Source organism: Shimazuella alba, assembly GCF_009831235.1.
Taxonomy (GTDB): domain Bacteria; phylum Bacillota; class Bacilli; order Thermoactinomycetales; family Thermoactinomycetaceae; genus Shimazuella; species Shimazuella alba.
The window spans coordinates 167,785-182,013 of record NZ_WUUL01000003.1; the positions used below are offsets into that span (position 1 = coordinate 167,785).

The following is a 14,229-nucleotide window of genomic DNA, read 5'->3' on the forward strand; positions in this document are numbered from 1 at the left end:
CTTCATCTGCGAAAGAAAACTTAGCGATGTGTCTTGCCATAAACACAGGCAGAAGGTCTAGTTGAACTTATGTACCACAGACTAGGGTACAAGGCTCGCTACGCCACTATGCTCCTAGTTCTCGCTTTGTAAATAAAGCTATCTTTCCAATTTTATCTACAAAAAAAAGCCGGCATAACCGACTTTTTATTTGTTCACAACGCCTTCTACTTCAGCGCCATCATAGTATCCACATTCTTTACATACGTGGTGAGCTAATTTAGGTGCATCACATTGTTTACATGTGGACATACCAGCTACTTTTAATTTGAAATGAGTGCGACGCATTCTTTTACGTGTTTTGGATGTACGACGAAAAGGTACTGCCATGAAATTTCACCTCCTGAAAAAACTCCAATGCTGATCATTATACTACAAATCTAGAAAGAGTGCTAGGATACAGAATCTTTCTCTTCTCCTAATAAATCCTGTAGTTTTGCGAGCCTTGGATCAATGCGACTAGTATTACAATCGCAGAGTTCTTCATTTTTGTTTACTCCACATACAGGGCAAAGACCTGCACAATCTGGTTTACATAAAGGAGCATATGGAAGAGAGATTACCAATTGTTCCCTTACATATAAATCAAGCACGATTTGACCGTCTGTAATGAGATGAACAGTCTCTTCATCCGTGTCACAAGCCAATTCCTTCTTATCAGTAAACTTCTCTACCCAAGACGATTCTAATGAGGTAGGAAATGTGGTAAGACATCTTGCACACAGTAGTTTGCCGATACACTTTTGTTTTGCTGATACCTGATAAAGATGGGAACGTAAAATACTTGCTTGTCCCTCCACCTGAACGGATTCCAACTTAACAACATTTGGCTCATCTTCCACAAGGTCATCCAAACAAATCTTATCTTGAAAAGGATATAACCCTTCAGCTGTTTGATTTATTTGTTTTATGGTTATAATCAATCTGTCCACTCCCTAACAGGTGAATTATACGAGATAACGATTTTTGGTGTCAAGCAATTTATCTTTACACATATTCTCATATGGTCAATCATGAGAAGACAGACTACAGTCCATCATCCCATGTGATATGTTTATATTGTCCATAATCACTCCGAATTAAAGAGGAAGAATGTTTAAGAAACCATATACATTTCTGGTAGATAATGATCATGTAATAGCAATCGCCCCTCGGAAAACTATATGTCGGTAGATCAGGTTCTGGGGTTCTATGCCCGTGATCAAATCAAACCACTCACTCAGGAAAAGGAATCTATGAAGCAAACCAGAATAACACTCGAATTATCTAGGGAAATGAAACCCCTTACATTCTCCTTCAGAAGGGCGAGCGAGTAAAACTTTTTGAAGATGGCGCGCCTATACGCTGCTGAAAAAAAAGAAATAGCAGCACATGATAGAGATCACTCATTGCGGTCGCCATCCTACTATCTTTAGAAAACAGATTCCCTTTATTTTAGGCTAACCCAAGATCAGTCTATTTAAATTTCTTTAATCTCCAAATGGATAGTAACAACGAATTCATAATCTGAAGATTCAATTTATAATTGCTAATTAAAGATTTTATCTGTTATGATAGTTTTACCGATCAGTCGAAGAAGGAGAAACTGTGCCTCAGAACGCCATCATCAATGCCACTGTCGACGGAGTGCGTGTGAGCCTCACCATGAACGGCGACGAGATGACCATTACGTACGATGGTCAGAAAATCAAGACGGAGACCCTCATCACCGAGGAGTTCGCAGCGAAGCTCGCAAACGTCGTGGATCGAGTGTTCCGTGTAGTCAACGACAGTGAGAAGGTGGACGGAGTCACCTCTGTCACTACTACCATCACCCAGGGCCGCGTAGATCAGGTCGTCACCCCCGAAGGTGGTTACCAGAACATCATCCAGGGTGATGGTGACATCCACATCTACCGCTGATCGACAGTCGTCTGACAGTTAAGATGGCAGACAGGATACTTAGCAATTAAATTGGCTAAGTATCCGCGCATATTAAATTAATGATATAGATTTTAGAAGCTGACTTACGCAGTAGATGTTTTTTTACAACTAATAAAACAAGCAGACTCAAAAAAATAGAGTCTGCTTGTTTTATTTCCTATAATTTATTTAAATAATTGATTGCTTCTTGAAGTGTCGCTACTGGTACAATTTTCATATCTGCACCGAGCTCTTTCGCTGTACGTTTTGCTACAGCTTCGTTATCATCACCTTCATATATATCTTTTGGTACAAAAAAGATAGTAGCGTGTTTATCCATAGCAGCTGCAACCTTATGCTGTATCCCACCAATCTGTCCAACTTGACCAGTTGCAGATATCGTTCCAGTTCCTGCAATTTCATAGCCTTTTGTGATATCGTTTGGAGTCAATTGGTTTAAAATCTCCAATGCAAACATTAAGCCAGCAGAGGGGCCGCCGATGTTATCGGTTGTAAAATTAACTTTTGGTGTAGATTTCAATGAATGTAAACGATCCATAGGAAGAAAACCTAAACCAATTCGTTTATCTTTATTATTGCCTGTTTCAAGTGGAATTAAAGTTGCACGCTCTACTACTTTTTTCTTTCCACGTAAAACACTTACTTCTACCTGATCCCCAGCTTTTTTCGATTTAAAAAATTCCATTAGTTTCGCGGTTGTACGTGTTTCTGTCCCGTCAACAGATTGAATAATATCCCCTATTTTCAAATGGTGTTTTGCATCAGAAGTAACACTTATTACTTCTACCCCTTCATAAGTCACGCGAACGGGCTTTTTTGCTTGATGAAAGGCAGCGATCACTGCACTATGCTGGGACTCCAACATATTTTCTACTTGTTGTTTTTCATACTGTTTATCATTTTCATCTTCTGCCAAAATATCCTCAACTGGTATAAGCTCTAAATCATGATTCACTTTTGCTAAAAGATAGTCAAATACATTCGCCTTTTTCATCGCAACCGTGGTCAAAAAGAAATTGCCTGTCTTTTCGGTAAATCCCCCATCTACTGAAATCACTTCTCCTGTATCAATCGCATCACCGGCATGCATCGCATAATATGGCACACGAATGAGAAAACACACACCAACAATTAAAAGGAAGATAGAAAGCCATAAAAAACGATATGCATTTTTGTTATTTGTCGAATGATCACTCATGCTTATTCTCCCCTTGCCAATGGGCTAATTTGTCTAGTAATACTGCCAAATTTGGACGTATGGCCTGTTCCCCTCTACGTATACATTCTTCCACACGATGAAATGCAGTAGGAGCAATATCTCCCACCTCTGGCGAAACTAGAAAATCAGCAGTCAATTCCTGTTGTTCTAGTATTTGTCTCTCCATTATTGTAATCGCTTGGTTAATCACATCAAAAATATTGTTTACTTGTACCTCATGTGATTGGGAAAGAACATCCACAGCAATAATAAAATCTGCTCCCATATCACGAACAACAGATATAGGAAGACGATCTGCCACTCCACCATCTACCAATAGTTTGTCTTGATATGGAACAGGCTGGAAAACACCTGGAACGGAGATACTCGCTCTTACTGCATCTGCAATCGGACCTTTTTGGAAAACAACCTTTTTCCCTGTTAATAAGTCCGTTGTCACAACTGCTAACGGAATTGGTAGATCCTCTAAATTTTTATGATGGGTAAGTAACTTTGTTAAAGCTTGCATTTTATCTCCGGATATAAAACCTAAACCAGGCAACGTAACATCAACCCAATGCTTTCTCTTTAAATGCATAGCAAGGTGTTTGACCATTTCCAAATCCAACCCATTGGAATATAACGCTCCAATAAAACTCCCTATACTACTTCCAGCTATGTAATCAATGGGTATCTTTGACTCTTGCAGAACTTTTAAAACTCCCAGATGAGCAAAACCTCTTGCTGCGCCTGCACTTAATGCAATCCCTACTTTTGGTCGACTCATCATATCACCACCAAGGTTTCCATCGGTAAATAATAGAAATGTTCCTAATCTCCGTCTCACTTACTATATTGATAAAACAACTTACGAATAACTCATATTACATGGGACAACCGCGTACGAATAGAGTAACGCTAGTATAGAAGTTAGGAGCGAACAATAGTATGGAACTAATCACCCATCGTCTCCAAAGTCAACTCAAAACAGTATTTTTAGCTATGTTTGCTCTATTGTTTGCTGTCACTCTTGTATTGTATCCCGAAATTGCATTTAAAGCCTCCTTGCGAGGTTTAAAAATATGGTGGGATGTTGTTTTTCCTGCAATGCTACCATTTTTTATTACAGCAGAACTAATGATGGGTTTTGGGGTGGTACACTTGTTGGGAGTACTATTCGAACCCTTTATGCGACCACTTTTTCGCGTTCCTGGTTCTGGTGGTTTTGTAATGGCAGTCGCATTGATATCAGGTAATCCTATGGGTGCTAAACTCACGACTCGCCTTCGCGAACAAAATTTAATCACACGAGAAGAAGGAGAGCGACTTGTTTCCTTCGCCTGTACAGCTGGACCATTGTTTATCTTTGGTGCGATTGCTATTGGCTTTTTTGAAAATCCAGCAGCAGGAGTGCTCATTGCCGTTGTTCATTATGTAAGTTGTTTTATTGTAGCATTCTTCATGCGGCTTCACGCAAGAGACAAGGAGCTCACTCCCTCTCCAAAGCATGGTGGTAAACGATTTATTCGTGCCTTTCAAGCAATGCATCGAGCAAGAATAACAGATGATCGACCTATTGGACAATTATTAGGAGAAGCTGTATCTTCTGCTGTGCAAACCTTATTGATGATAGGTGGATTTGTCATTATTTTCTCCGTGTTAATCCACGTATTTACATACGTTGGCATAACTGCATGGATTGCATCGCTCATTCTGCCAATTCTTCACTTGCTTCATCTCTCTGATCTCTTATCAATTCCCATCGTTGCAGGAATATTAGAAATGACGATCGGTTCTCAGATGATAAGCGAAAACACAGTAAACACCTCATTACTGATGCAACTTGCCTTTGTTGGTTTTTTTCTTGGTTGGAATGGACTGTCGATACACGCACAAGTAGCTAGCGTGCTCAGCAAAAGCGATATACGTTACCGCCCCTACTTTGTCGGAAGAATTTTACATGGCATATTAGCTTTTTTGCTTACCTTCGTTTTTTGGAAACCATTTCAACCTGATGTACAAACCACAGCCCCCGCTTCTTTGCATATTTGGTCAACTCATGTACCCAGCCCTGTTTTCAATTGGTGGGTATGTCTGCAAGGTTTCTCCTTACTTATGCTGTGCTTTTGGTTCTTTTTTCTGATGAAACAACTATTGAATCGTAAGTCGTTCACATCGTAATATGTGGACGTTTGTCCTTTAATGCAGTAACAACATGAGGAGGTACTAAATCAGTTACATCTCCACCATATTTAGCGATTTCTTTCACATTTCCAGAACTAATAAACGAATGCATGTTGTTGGTCATCAGAAAAAGCGTCTCGATATCTTTGGCCAACTTGCGATTGATAGAAGCAATCTGTAACTCATATTCAAAATCTGAAATAGCACGCAATCCTCTGAGTATCACATGTATATTTTTTTTGCGTAAATAATCGACCAACAAACCTTCAAAGCTGTCAACTTCAACAGGTATATCATACCCTGCTTCTTTTATCGCCACTTCGATCATTTGTTTCCGTTCTTCTACACTAAATAAAGGTTGTTTAGCTGAATTTATCAACACTGCTACGATCACCTTATCAAAAATCTTTGTTCCTCTTTTGAGAATATCGAGGTGTCCATATGTTATCGGGTCAAAACTACCTGGGTAAACGGCTACCTTCATGCTGTTGGTTCTCCCTTCTGCTGCAACAATGTAATGGTAGTATCTCCATAAGAGATTTCTCTCGATGTAATAAATTTGCTGTTGGGGAATGTGATTGATATCGAAGGTGGATGTTCGACTACAAGCAGACCATCTTCGCTTAAAACAGATTTTTCTTGCAATAACTGTAACACAGGCAGAAGCAATTTTTCATGATAAGGTGGATCTAAAAATATGAGATCAAATTGCAAGTCCTTCAAAGCAAATTGTTTCAAAGCAGTCCTTGCATCTTTTCGGATAAAGGTTGATTGCGTTAAAAGATCGCATTTTTGTGCGTTTTCCTTGGCAATGCGCAAACTGGCAACAGATTGATCGACGAAAACTACCTCGTCCATTCCCCTGCTGACTGCCTCTAAACCAAGTGAACCTGTACCAGCAAAAAGATCCAATACTTTTCCTCCATCAAAAAAGGGACCAAGCACCGAGAAGAGCGATTCTTTCACTCGATCAGTAGTTGGTCTTACATGATTTCCTGGAACCATTTTCAAGCGTATTCCTCTAGCACTTCCAGCTATTATTCGCATATTTCGCACCTTCAAATTTTATTTCCTGATAAAACATATCAAATTGTTGAATAAACAATCAAGCTTTGGCAACAATAAATAAAGACAGTACCCGATAAGGACTGTCTAACCGCGGAGAAGACTTACGTTTCCCCATAAGCTCTTCCTCCGGTTTCTCCTCTCCCATTTCGTATTTTCCCGAAAGGTGAAAATACCATGGACCTGCGACCGTATCGCGGGTCACTTTTTTTATGTATAGATGATTATATTCAGTCTCGGGTATCCTAGAAGGATACCCGAATGTTGATCCTATCTCTTTTTAAGGGATACCGATAGCTCGCGCAATCACAGGATTCTGACGCTTCCATTCGGCGTACAACTGAGCGATCCGCTCATCCAACTTTGCAAAGTCTCGCAGGATCTTCTTATCTCCCGCTGTAAGAACTTCCTCTGGACGACGTGCCATCCTACATGGAATTCCTACATTAGTAGCTAGATTTCCGTAGAAATAATCCAGCTTAAAGATCCGAGTAAAAAAAACCGATCCAGCACGCTGCAAATGGTCTGAATCGGCACTCTTCAACTTCGTAATAATCTCCATGCATGTGTCCTCGCTGAGCGGAAGATGATGATTGGGAATTGCCGATATATCCATGATTTCTCCCGAGAAGAATCGACGGTTTCTATTTCTGTTATCAGTATACTAAATAATCTGGAAGCGATCATTCTTTTTCTATCAACCACTATGAATGTATATTAATATCTATCAATTATCCCTTCTCTTCTTTCGACTCCTCTCATACAAATGATAAATCACAAAGTAAGAAGCAAATCCAAGAATCAATCCAAAAATAGATTGACCAATAATAATATGTAACCCTCCTCGAAAAATTCTTTCGATGACATGAAAATCTCCTTGAAGTAATTGTTGAAAGATATCATGAAAATGGATCACATGATCTTTATATGGTGTAGGGTAAATGAACTCCCCGATTTTTTTAGAAAATGGCAAAAGAATCACTGGCAAAAAAGTTAATTTTCCAATCACATTTCCAATAACGGAAGCTGGAAAAGAGGCCTTACATAAGCGAACGATAGGGTAAAACAAGATATAAATCAGAGATGCTGTTGGTAAAACAATCATTTCTAATCCAAAACCTAATGCAAAACCTAGAGATACTTTTTTTACTCCTTCTGGCGAACGAAGTAGCTTGAGGTAATGGTATCGGATTGCACGAGGAATTTGCTGAAACCAATTTTTCTTCTTCTTTTTTCTCATCCGAACACAACCTCTAATATAATTCTCTATTATTTTTGCAATATTCACCTTATGATTTTGCAAGCAAACTCTTCATCAGAATACCACGTTTCTCCCAAAAGTACACAAGGATAAGATAAATATTGGAAAATAGCTCTAAAATGGAAATCCACGTGAGTGGTATGTTTCCTGCTATTTATTATATTTCATATCATAAATCATATGGATTTCGATATGATTTTGGATAAACTACTGTCCATACTAAATTCCATTGAATGGAAGATACAAAAATTACTTTCTTCCATCGACTTTTAAGCGTTATGATAGAACATGATGTACACTACAGGGGGAACTAACATTGTTGTTCATTGATAATCAAAACATAACAGATCCAAGAATTAATTTAGCTATTGAAGAATATGTACTTAAACACCTCGATATTGAAAAAGAAAGTTACTTGCTTTTTTATATCAATGAGCCTTCTATCATTATTGGAAAACACCAAAATACAGTAGAAGAAATCCATGTTGATTATATTCGCCAGCAAGGGATTCATGTAGTCAGACGTCTTTCTGGTGGTGGAGCAGTTTATCATGATCTTGGAAATTTAAGTTTCAGTTTTTTAACCAAAGATGATGGAAAAAGCTTTGCTAACTTCCGAAAATTTACGGAACCGGTGATAAAAGCACTACATCAATTAGGAGTGAATGCTGAGCTTAGTGGACGAAATGACATTGAGATCGAAGGAAAAAAAGTTTCTGGAAATGCGCAATTCTCCCAGCGTGGAAGAATGTTTAGTCATGGCACACTCATGCTTGATGTTGATCTGGAGCAAGTAGGAAAAGCACTCCAAGTAAAAAAAGAAAAAATTCAATCCAAAGGGATTAAATCCGTTCGCAGTCGCGTGGCAAACATTTCCGAATATCTTGATAAGCCCATCACGATGAACGAATTTCGAAATACACTATTGAAGTCTATTTTTGAAGGAGAAAATCCGATCCCTGAATATGTACTTACTGATAAAGATTGGGAAGTAATCAATCAGATATCAAAAGAAAGATACCAAAACTGGGATTGGAATTTTGGGGAGTCACCTGCATTTAATGTTCAACATACCAAACGGTTCCCCATCGGATCGATCGATGTTCGTTTGGATGTTGGCGAACACAGTGTCATTCAAAATTGTAAAATATATGGTGACTTTTTTGGAGTAGGAGATGTAAAAGATATCGAGGATCGTTTGCAAGGAGTGGTATATCATTACGACCATCTGGTAAAAGCACTGGAAGACATCGATATCAAACATTACTTTGGCAACATTACCAAAGAAGAATTTCTTGACCTCATCTACTGATACCTGACTAATTTTCTTGTGGATCTCTCTATGATCACTAACGGTAAGGGAAAGAACATTTTCTGCTATGGTAATCTAAAACTGGAAACAGAAAATGCCTACATTACTGGTAATGGAGACAAGATGATCCGTTATCATAAAGTGGAGTAGAATGGGAAGGTAGTTAAACTTGCGCTTGGCAGGGCTACCCTCTTTCCCAAGAGTGGTACAGCCATAATCAAGGAGGAAAACCGTCGCGCTTTCCTTCTTCGAAGTGGAAATACCTATACTACTGAGAGTGGAATGACATTTTCACTCACTACTGTGTAACCGTTACAACCCATAACACGGAAGATAAAATAGCCAGTGTCAGTGCCCAGCTTCATGATGAAGCTGGGCACGTGTATTTCCCCTTATACTTGTCTCCGTAAAAACATGGCTTCAAAGGAAGAAATTACTCCCTCTGCCACCAGCAAATCAATCAACCTTGCTGATAATTCTCTATACTGAGGTGTTGTTTGAATGTATTCCAATTCTTGAGGTGTAAAAAATTGATAAGGGAGTGCAGTAGCAAATCGCAATAATCCAGGTGTCCCTTGTGTTTTTCTTATCTGTTTTGCTTCTTTGATAACACTTTTGATTTTTTTAGGTGTTACCGCTTGCCTGCCCACCATTTGATTAATCGAATCAGCAATTTCTGTATATTCTTGTTCTCTCAAAATTCTCACCTCCACCTAATCACTCTTTGTGTAGTCTATTCAAATCTTCTCAAATCTGGAAAAGAAAAATGACCATATTCATAATGAAAAATAAACATTGAACATTTTGTGAATAACGAATTAAAATGATAGTAGAAAGGGGTGTTATCTCGTGCGCATTGTCTATTCTTGTTTCATGGCGATTTCGATCATCTTACTTACTTTTATGCTTCCTACTACGAGTGATGCAGCCACTATTGACTTTAACAAAATTAAAATCTCCATTCAAGCTCAGAAAGAAACCTTCTTGGAGAAATATAATTGGAGTAACGATTTACCGACAGAACAAATCAAAAATGAAGCAGAATTAAAAGAAGTAAACATCAAGGATAAACAGATGGAATCATTATTTGTCTCTGGAAACGCAATTGGTGAGCCAGGAGATATTCTCGTCACGCTTGATGGAACAAGTTCAGGTTTTGAATGGGCTGGCGGCCATGCTGGAATCGTATCAGATGTATCAGGTTATGTGATTGAATCATTTGGTAATAAAAAGCCTGAACTTAACGGCGTTCGCCATTGGATCAACGATTGGAAAACAAGATTTAAAAAAGTAAAAGCTTTGTGGGTGGAAGGTGCAACAGCAAATGATTATGCTTACGTAGCCTCTTATAACCGAGAACAAATCGGAAAATCATACAACTATAACTTTTTTAATATTCATACGACAGCTCGCTTCTACTGTTCTCAACTCGTCTGGAGAGCATGGTATAACCGTGGTTGGGACTTGAATTATGGGGGATCTGCAGTATGGCCAGTCGATCTGATTAAAAGTCCTTATACGATCCCTTACTATTCACAAGGTTAAATGATGAAAGCCATTTTCAAGTATTGATATATGAAAATGGCTTTTTTAATGAAATGGAGGGTCACCTTTGCGTACTTATACTTTTTTCCTTCTTGTTTGGTTATTTTTTGGATTAACTGCCTGTAGTACGGAAAACACCATTTCCCAAAATAAAATCGGCGTTCTCTTTACGAATGCAAGTCAACCGGACAGTGCCTTTGTTATCATGGATAAGAAAGGCACGATTGAATCCCAAGTGAATATTCCAGCTATGGGAATATTTCAGGTCATACGGAACGAGAATGGAAATTTTTTATTTCCTGTTCAGTATGACAACAAACTATTCACTCTTTCTCCTACCAAACAACTAACTTCATCTAGCATTCTTCCATTCCCCTTATATATGAGTGAAGTCGAAAACTTTCGACTCACCACTTACAATAGTAGTTTACATAGTGGCACAGTAGAATGGAAAGACGTGAACAGAACAAAACGTGTACAGCTGCCCGGATTTCCACGCGTTGCTACATATGATGATCAAAAAATTTATGTATTTGCTACGATCATTCAACAAAAGAAACCGGTCCTATATGTGTTAGATCGATCTGCTGGTACTGTAGACAAAGTCATTCCTCTTCAAATTGACCAAGCAAATGACTTAGAAATCATAGATAAGAAACTGTTTATCACATCAACTGCATCAGAAAAACGTATCGCTATCCTCCATCTTTCATCATGGAAAATAGACTATCTTTCACTTCCAAAATCACAACCCGAGTATATTCTTACCTTTTCCAATAACATACTCATTACGTACCAAGGCAGTACTACTTTAACCATATTGGATCGTCGCTCGCTTCGTATCCAACGTGCTATTTCTCTCCCACAGCCAGTTTTAAAAGCAAAACTCGATGGAAATTATCTCTATGTCCTTTCCCAGATTCCCAACAGTGGACAAGGGGTGATAGGAGTTTATCGGTTATCCGATTGGAAATTAACAAGAAAAATCATGCTGCCTGCAATCCGAAACACCCTTATTCAAGATTTTGTAGTTTTCTAGTTACATCAAATACAAATAACCCAAGAAAACCATTACTATTGATCTTCAAATATACAGAATAATCAATTGTATGCTATAATTTATGAAAGCAATTGCCAGTGGAACAACTCCAGTAGGAGCGATCATGGCTCAGACCGACAACACCCGCCCTGAGTACATCCGAGTGGCTGAGGCCAACTTCAGGCTGTATGAGACCCTCACCGAGCGGATCTGCAACACCACCGCCCGTGAGCTGAAGTCTCTCCTCAAACAGGGTGTGCTCACCTTGGAGGACGTCGACTTCATCAAGGAACTGGAGGAGCTCAACAAGCACACCCTCTACCGCGTGTGCAAATACATGCTCACACCGAGCGTTTACAACCCCGAGACCAAGAAGTACGAGAGTCCTCACAAGCGATTCGAGGTCGCCTTCTCGGTGACATTCCGCAAGGACGACCAGGAGCCTCTCTCCCACAAGAAGCGAGGATACCTGAACCCGAAGGCCCAGAAGAAGGAACAGAACCGCAGGCTCCGTCGAGACGCGAAGCGAGAAATCGCGGAACAGCTCGCTCTGCACGATGAACTCAAAGACTACAGCGACGAACTGTACGACATCGATCCGTACGACTACAGCATCGATTCGTACTTCGACGACGAATACGACGACGCTCGGTACGACGGTGACTGCCTCAACGATCCGTTCTACGGCGATCCGTTCTACGACGACCCGTTCGGCTACGACGCGTACTACGACTCGCTCTTCGGCAACGCATACTACGACTCTCTCTACCGCGACTCGTTCGGCGACGAGTACTCGTACAGGGCAGGTATGTCGTACATCTGAGTCACTGTTCTACTGGCAGTCGGGCTGGCATCATGATGATGCCAGCCCGACCCAGAAAAACATATAATTCATTCCATTTTCAATATATAATAAAGCTCTTATAAGAGAGAAGAACCACCCTTGTCTTTCCCTCTTTCCATTCCAAATCTCCTCTTCATCGTACTTATCATTCAGATCTAGACCTGTTTTTCACATCCATACTCAATAAAAAACCAATATGCTCCCAGAGGATATGGGAAACACATTGGTTTATTTTTTTATGTCTATACAACAATAGTTAAATCATTTTTGAAAATGTTTTCCGTCATATAGTATATTGTTTTCTACATTTTAGAAACATATGGTGCTATATCTACTCCAAGTGCTTGTGCTAACCGCTCTCCATATTCTTTATCCGCTCGATAAAAGTTACAAATAGCAAGCAGTCTGGTTCTTTCATCTACCCCAGAAAGATCATTGGTTAGATTTTTAATTAAGTTCGCTTTTTCTTGTTCGGAGAAAGAGTGGTACAATTCCCCAGCTTGCCGGAAGTTAAGTTGCTGTGCTATTGCTTGACGCCCTGCAACTCCTGATAGTGGGGTTTCACTTTCGACATCAACAGATGTCTGTTTTGGCGTATCGTCAAATCGGTTTGGTTCATAGTTAATTGTAGATATTTCTGTTCTCATCTGCATGTTGCCATCTACTTGATAGTTATTTACTTTTGTAGCATATGGACAATTTATTGGTAGTTGTAGATAATTTGGACCAATTCGATGGCGCTGAGTATCTGGATAAGAGAATAATCTACCTTGCAACAATTTATCTTCTGATGGCTCAATACCAGGTACGAGAGCACTTGGAGAAAATGCAGATTGTTCCACTTCAGCAAAGAAATTTTTCGGATTGCGATTTAAAGTCATCCGACCTACTAACTGTAGGGGGTAATCATCTTCGGACCATACTTTTGTTGGATCTAGTGGATCAAACTCATGTTTATGGATAAATGCATCTTCTTCGTCTACAGGAAATAACTGAACATATAGATCCCACTCTGGATATTCACCATTTTCGATATGATCAAACAAATCCCGTGTTGCATGGTTAAAGTCTTGGCCTTGCACTTCTACTACTTCTTCCGCTGTGAGGTTTTTCACTCCTTGTAAAGGTTTCCAGTGATATTTTACATAAAAACGTTTACCTTCTTTATTTACCCACTTAAATGTATGAACTCCAAATCCATTCATTTCTCGGTAATTTGCCGGTGTTCCATAATCGGAAAATACCCAAGTCATCATATGCGTGGACTCTGGTGAATTACTCATAAAATCCCAATAACGATCTGGATCTTGAATATTGGTATCTGGCGCAGGCTTTAGCGAATGAACCATATCAGGAAATTTTAATGCATCTCGGATAAAGAATACAGGCAGGTGATTTCCAACCAAGTCATAGTTTCCATCTTCTGTATAAAACTTTGTGGCAAATCCACGAGGATCACGAGCTGTCTCTGGTGAACCAGCAGAATGAATCACAGTAGAAAAGCGAACAAATACTGGAGTTACTTTGCCTTTTTCCTGAAGAAAAGCAGCTTTTGTGTATGTCTCCATACTATTTAAAACGGTGAAGATACCATGTGCTCCTGCACCTCGTGCGTGTACCACACGCTCTGGTACTCTTTCCCGGTCAAAATGGGCTAATTTTTCCAACAAGTGATAATCTTCTAACAGGGTAGGGCCTCTTTGTCCCGCAGTACGTGAATTTTGGTTATCTCCTACTGGTGAACCTTGATTTGTTGTTAAGCGCTTACTCATATATGTAGATTCTCCCATCTGTAATTGATTATCGTTACTATATAATA

The 14,229-nt window shown here is 39.4% G+C and carries 16 protein-coding genes; 6 read left to right on the forward strand and 10 right to left on the reverse strand.

Annotation, left to right across the window (positions count from 1 at the left end):
- Nucleotides 1–186: 186 nt before the first annotated feature.
- Both rpmF and GSM42_RS05740 read right to left on the reverse strand, forming a co-directional pair.
- The gene (rpmF, locus tag GSM42_RS05735; protein WP_160800599.1) at nucleotides 187–369 is read right to left on the reverse strand and encodes a 50S ribosomal protein L32; all 183 of its coding nucleotides are present in this window, start codon (nucleotides 367–369) and stop codon (nucleotides 187–189) included.
- Nucleotides 370–431: 62 nt separating this feature from the next.
- Nucleotides 432–962 carry a YceD family protein gene (locus GSM42_RS05740; protein WP_160800600.1) on the reverse strand — a complete coding sequence of 177 codons (531 nt, stop codon included), beginning with the start codon at nucleotides 960–962 and terminating at the stop codon, nucleotides 432–434.
- Nucleotides 963–1,626: 664 nt separating this feature from the next.
- Here GSM42_RS05740 and GSM42_RS05745 point away from each other — a divergent pair.
- Nucleotides 1,627–1,941 (forward strand): hypothetical protein, encoded by a 315-nt coding sequence (locus GSM42_RS05745; protein WP_160800601.1) that lies wholly within the window; start codon nucleotides 1,627–1,629, stop codon nucleotides 1,939–1,941.
- 178 nt (nucleotides 1,942–2,119) lie between these two features.
- On the opposite strand, the gene GSM42_RS05750 is transcribed toward GSM42_RS05745, so the two are convergent.
- Complete coding sequence (locus GSM42_RS05750; protein WP_160800602.1) at nucleotides 2,120–3,160, reverse strand: SepM family pheromone-processing serine protease; 1,041 nt, start codon at nucleotides 3,158–3,160, stop codon at nucleotides 2,120–2,122.
- The gene (locus GSM42_RS05755; protein ID WP_160800603.1) at nucleotides 3,153–3,950 is read right to left on the reverse strand and encodes a patatin-like phospholipase family protein; all 798 of its coding nucleotides are present in this window, start codon (nucleotides 3,948–3,950) and stop codon (nucleotides 3,153–3,155) included. The genes GSM42_RS05750 and GSM42_RS05755 overlap by 8 nt, the downstream gene beginning before the upstream one ends.
- Nucleotides 3,951–4,108: 158 nt before the next feature.
- On the opposite strand from GSM42_RS05755, the gene ylbJ reads away from it, so the two are divergent.
- Nucleotides 4,109–5,341, forward strand: coding sequence for a sporulation integral membrane protein YlbJ (gene ylbJ, locus GSM42_RS05760; RefSeq protein WP_160800604.1), 1,233 nt, complete (start codon nucleotides 4,109–4,111; stop codon nucleotides 5,339–5,341).
- On the opposite strand, the gene coaD is transcribed toward ylbJ, so the two are convergent.
- The 4 genes from coaD to GSM42_RS05780 form a co-directional block, all read right to left on the reverse strand.
- Entirely contained in the window at nucleotides 5,331–5,828 is a 498-nt protein-coding gene (gene coaD, locus GSM42_RS05765; protein WP_160800605.1) for a pantetheine-phosphate adenylyltransferase, read from the reverse strand. The two genes, ylbJ and coaD, sit on opposite strands and share 11 nt — an antisense overlap.
- Nucleotides 5,825–6,391 carry a 16S rRNA (guanine(966)-N(2))-methyltransferase RsmD gene (gene rsmD / locus GSM42_RS05770; protein ID WP_160800606.1) on the reverse strand — a complete coding sequence of 189 codons (567 nt, stop codon included), beginning with the start codon at nucleotides 6,389–6,391 and terminating at the stop codon, nucleotides 5,825–5,827. The genes coaD and rsmD overlap by 4 nt, the downstream gene beginning before the upstream one ends.
- Before the next feature lie 298 nt (nucleotides 6,392–6,689).
- Nucleotides 6,690–7,025 carry a hypothetical protein gene (locus tag GSM42_RS05775; RefSeq protein ID WP_160800607.1) on the reverse strand — a complete coding sequence of 112 codons (336 nt, stop codon included), beginning with the start codon at nucleotides 7,023–7,025 and terminating at the stop codon, nucleotides 6,690–6,692.
- Between the two features lie 111 nt (nucleotides 7,026–7,136).
- Nucleotides 7,137–7,649, reverse strand: a complete 513-nt coding sequence (locus GSM42_RS05780) for a DUF2062 domain-containing protein (protein WP_160800608.1) — start codon at nucleotides 7,647–7,649, stop codon at nucleotides 7,137–7,139.
- Nucleotides 7,650–7,986: 337 nt separating this feature from the next.
- On the opposite strand from GSM42_RS05780, the gene GSM42_RS05785 reads away from it, so the two are divergent.
- On the forward strand, nucleotides 7,987–8,982 hold the full coding sequence (locus GSM42_RS05785) for a lipoate--protein ligase (protein ID WP_160800609.1): 996 nt from the start codon (nucleotides 7,987–7,989) through the stop codon (nucleotides 8,980–8,982).
- Nucleotides 8,983–9,374: 392 nt separating this feature from the next.
- Here GSM42_RS05785 and GSM42_RS05790 read toward each other — a convergent pair whose 3' ends face one another.
- On the reverse strand, nucleotides 9,375–9,680 hold the full coding sequence (locus GSM42_RS05790; protein WP_160800610.1) for a hypothetical protein: 306 nt from the start codon (nucleotides 9,678–9,680) through the stop codon (nucleotides 9,375–9,377).
- Nucleotides 9,681–9,831: 151 nt separating this feature from the next.
- On the opposite strand from GSM42_RS05790, the gene GSM42_RS05795 reads away from it, so the two are divergent.
- From GSM42_RS05795 to GSM42_RS05805, 3 genes are all read left to right on the forward strand, one after another.
- Nucleotides 9,832–10,527 (forward strand): YiiX/YebB-like N1pC/P60 family cysteine hydrolase, encoded by a 696-nt coding sequence (locus GSM42_RS05795; RefSeq protein ID WP_160800611.1) that lies wholly within the window; start codon nucleotides 9,832–9,834, stop codon nucleotides 10,525–10,527.
- A gap of 67 nt (nucleotides 10,528–10,594) precedes the next feature.
- A complete protein-coding gene (locus GSM42_RS05800) occupies nucleotides 10,595–11,566 on the forward strand; it encodes a hypothetical protein (protein ID WP_160800612.1) in 972 nt (323 codons plus the stop codon).
- Nucleotides 11,567–11,690: 124 nt separating this feature from the next.
- Nucleotides 11,691–12,389 (forward strand): hypothetical protein, encoded by a 699-nt coding sequence (locus GSM42_RS05805; protein WP_160800613.1) that lies wholly within the window; start codon nucleotides 11,691–11,693, stop codon nucleotides 12,387–12,389.
- 323 nt (nucleotides 12,390–12,712) lie between these two features.
- Here GSM42_RS05805 and GSM42_RS05810 read toward each other — a convergent pair whose 3' ends face one another.
- Nucleotides 12,713–14,182, reverse strand: a complete 1,470-nt coding sequence (locus tag GSM42_RS05810; RefSeq protein WP_160800614.1) for a catalase — start codon at nucleotides 14,180–14,182, stop codon at nucleotides 12,713–12,715.
- Between the last annotated feature and the right edge of the window lie 47 nt (nucleotides 14,183–14,229).

Coding starts and splice junctions, on each gene's coding strand:
- rpmF (WP_160800599.1), bottom strand. CDS start 369: ATGGCAGTACCTTTTCGTCGTACATCCAAAACACGTAAAAGAATGCGT.
- GSM42_RS05750 (WP_160800602.1), bottom strand. CDS start 3,160: ATGAGTGATCATTCGACAAATAACAAAAATGCATATCGTTTTTTATGG.
- GSM42_RS05755 (WP_160800603.1), bottom strand. CDS start 3,950: ATGATGAGTCGACCAAAAGTAGGGATTGCATTAAGTGCAGGCGCAGCA.
- ylbJ (WP_160800604.1), top strand. CDS start 4,109: ATGGAACTAATCACCCATCGTCTCCAAAGTCAACTCAAAACAGTATTT.
- coaD (WP_160800605.1), bottom strand. CDS start 5,828: ATGAAGGTAGCCGTTTACCCAGGTAGTTTTGACCCGATAACATATGGA.
- rsmD (WP_160800606.1), bottom strand. CDS start 6,391: ATGCGAATAATAGCTGGAAGTGCTAGAGGAATACGCTTGAAAATGGTT.
- GSM42_RS05775 (WP_160800607.1), bottom strand. CDS start 7,025: ATGGATATATCGGCAATTCCCAATCATCATCTTCCGCTCAGCGAGGAC.
- GSM42_RS05780 (WP_160800608.1), bottom strand. CDS start 7,649: ATGAGAAAAAAGAAGAAGAAAAATTGGTTTCAGCAAATTCCTCGTGCA.
- GSM42_RS05805 (WP_160800613.1), top strand. CDS start 11,691: ATGGCTCAGACCGACAACACCCGCCCTGAGTACATCCGAGTGGCTGAG.
- GSM42_RS05810 (WP_160800614.1), bottom strand. CDS start 14,182: ATGAGTAAGCGCTTAACAACAAATCAAGGTTCACCAGTAGGAGATAAC.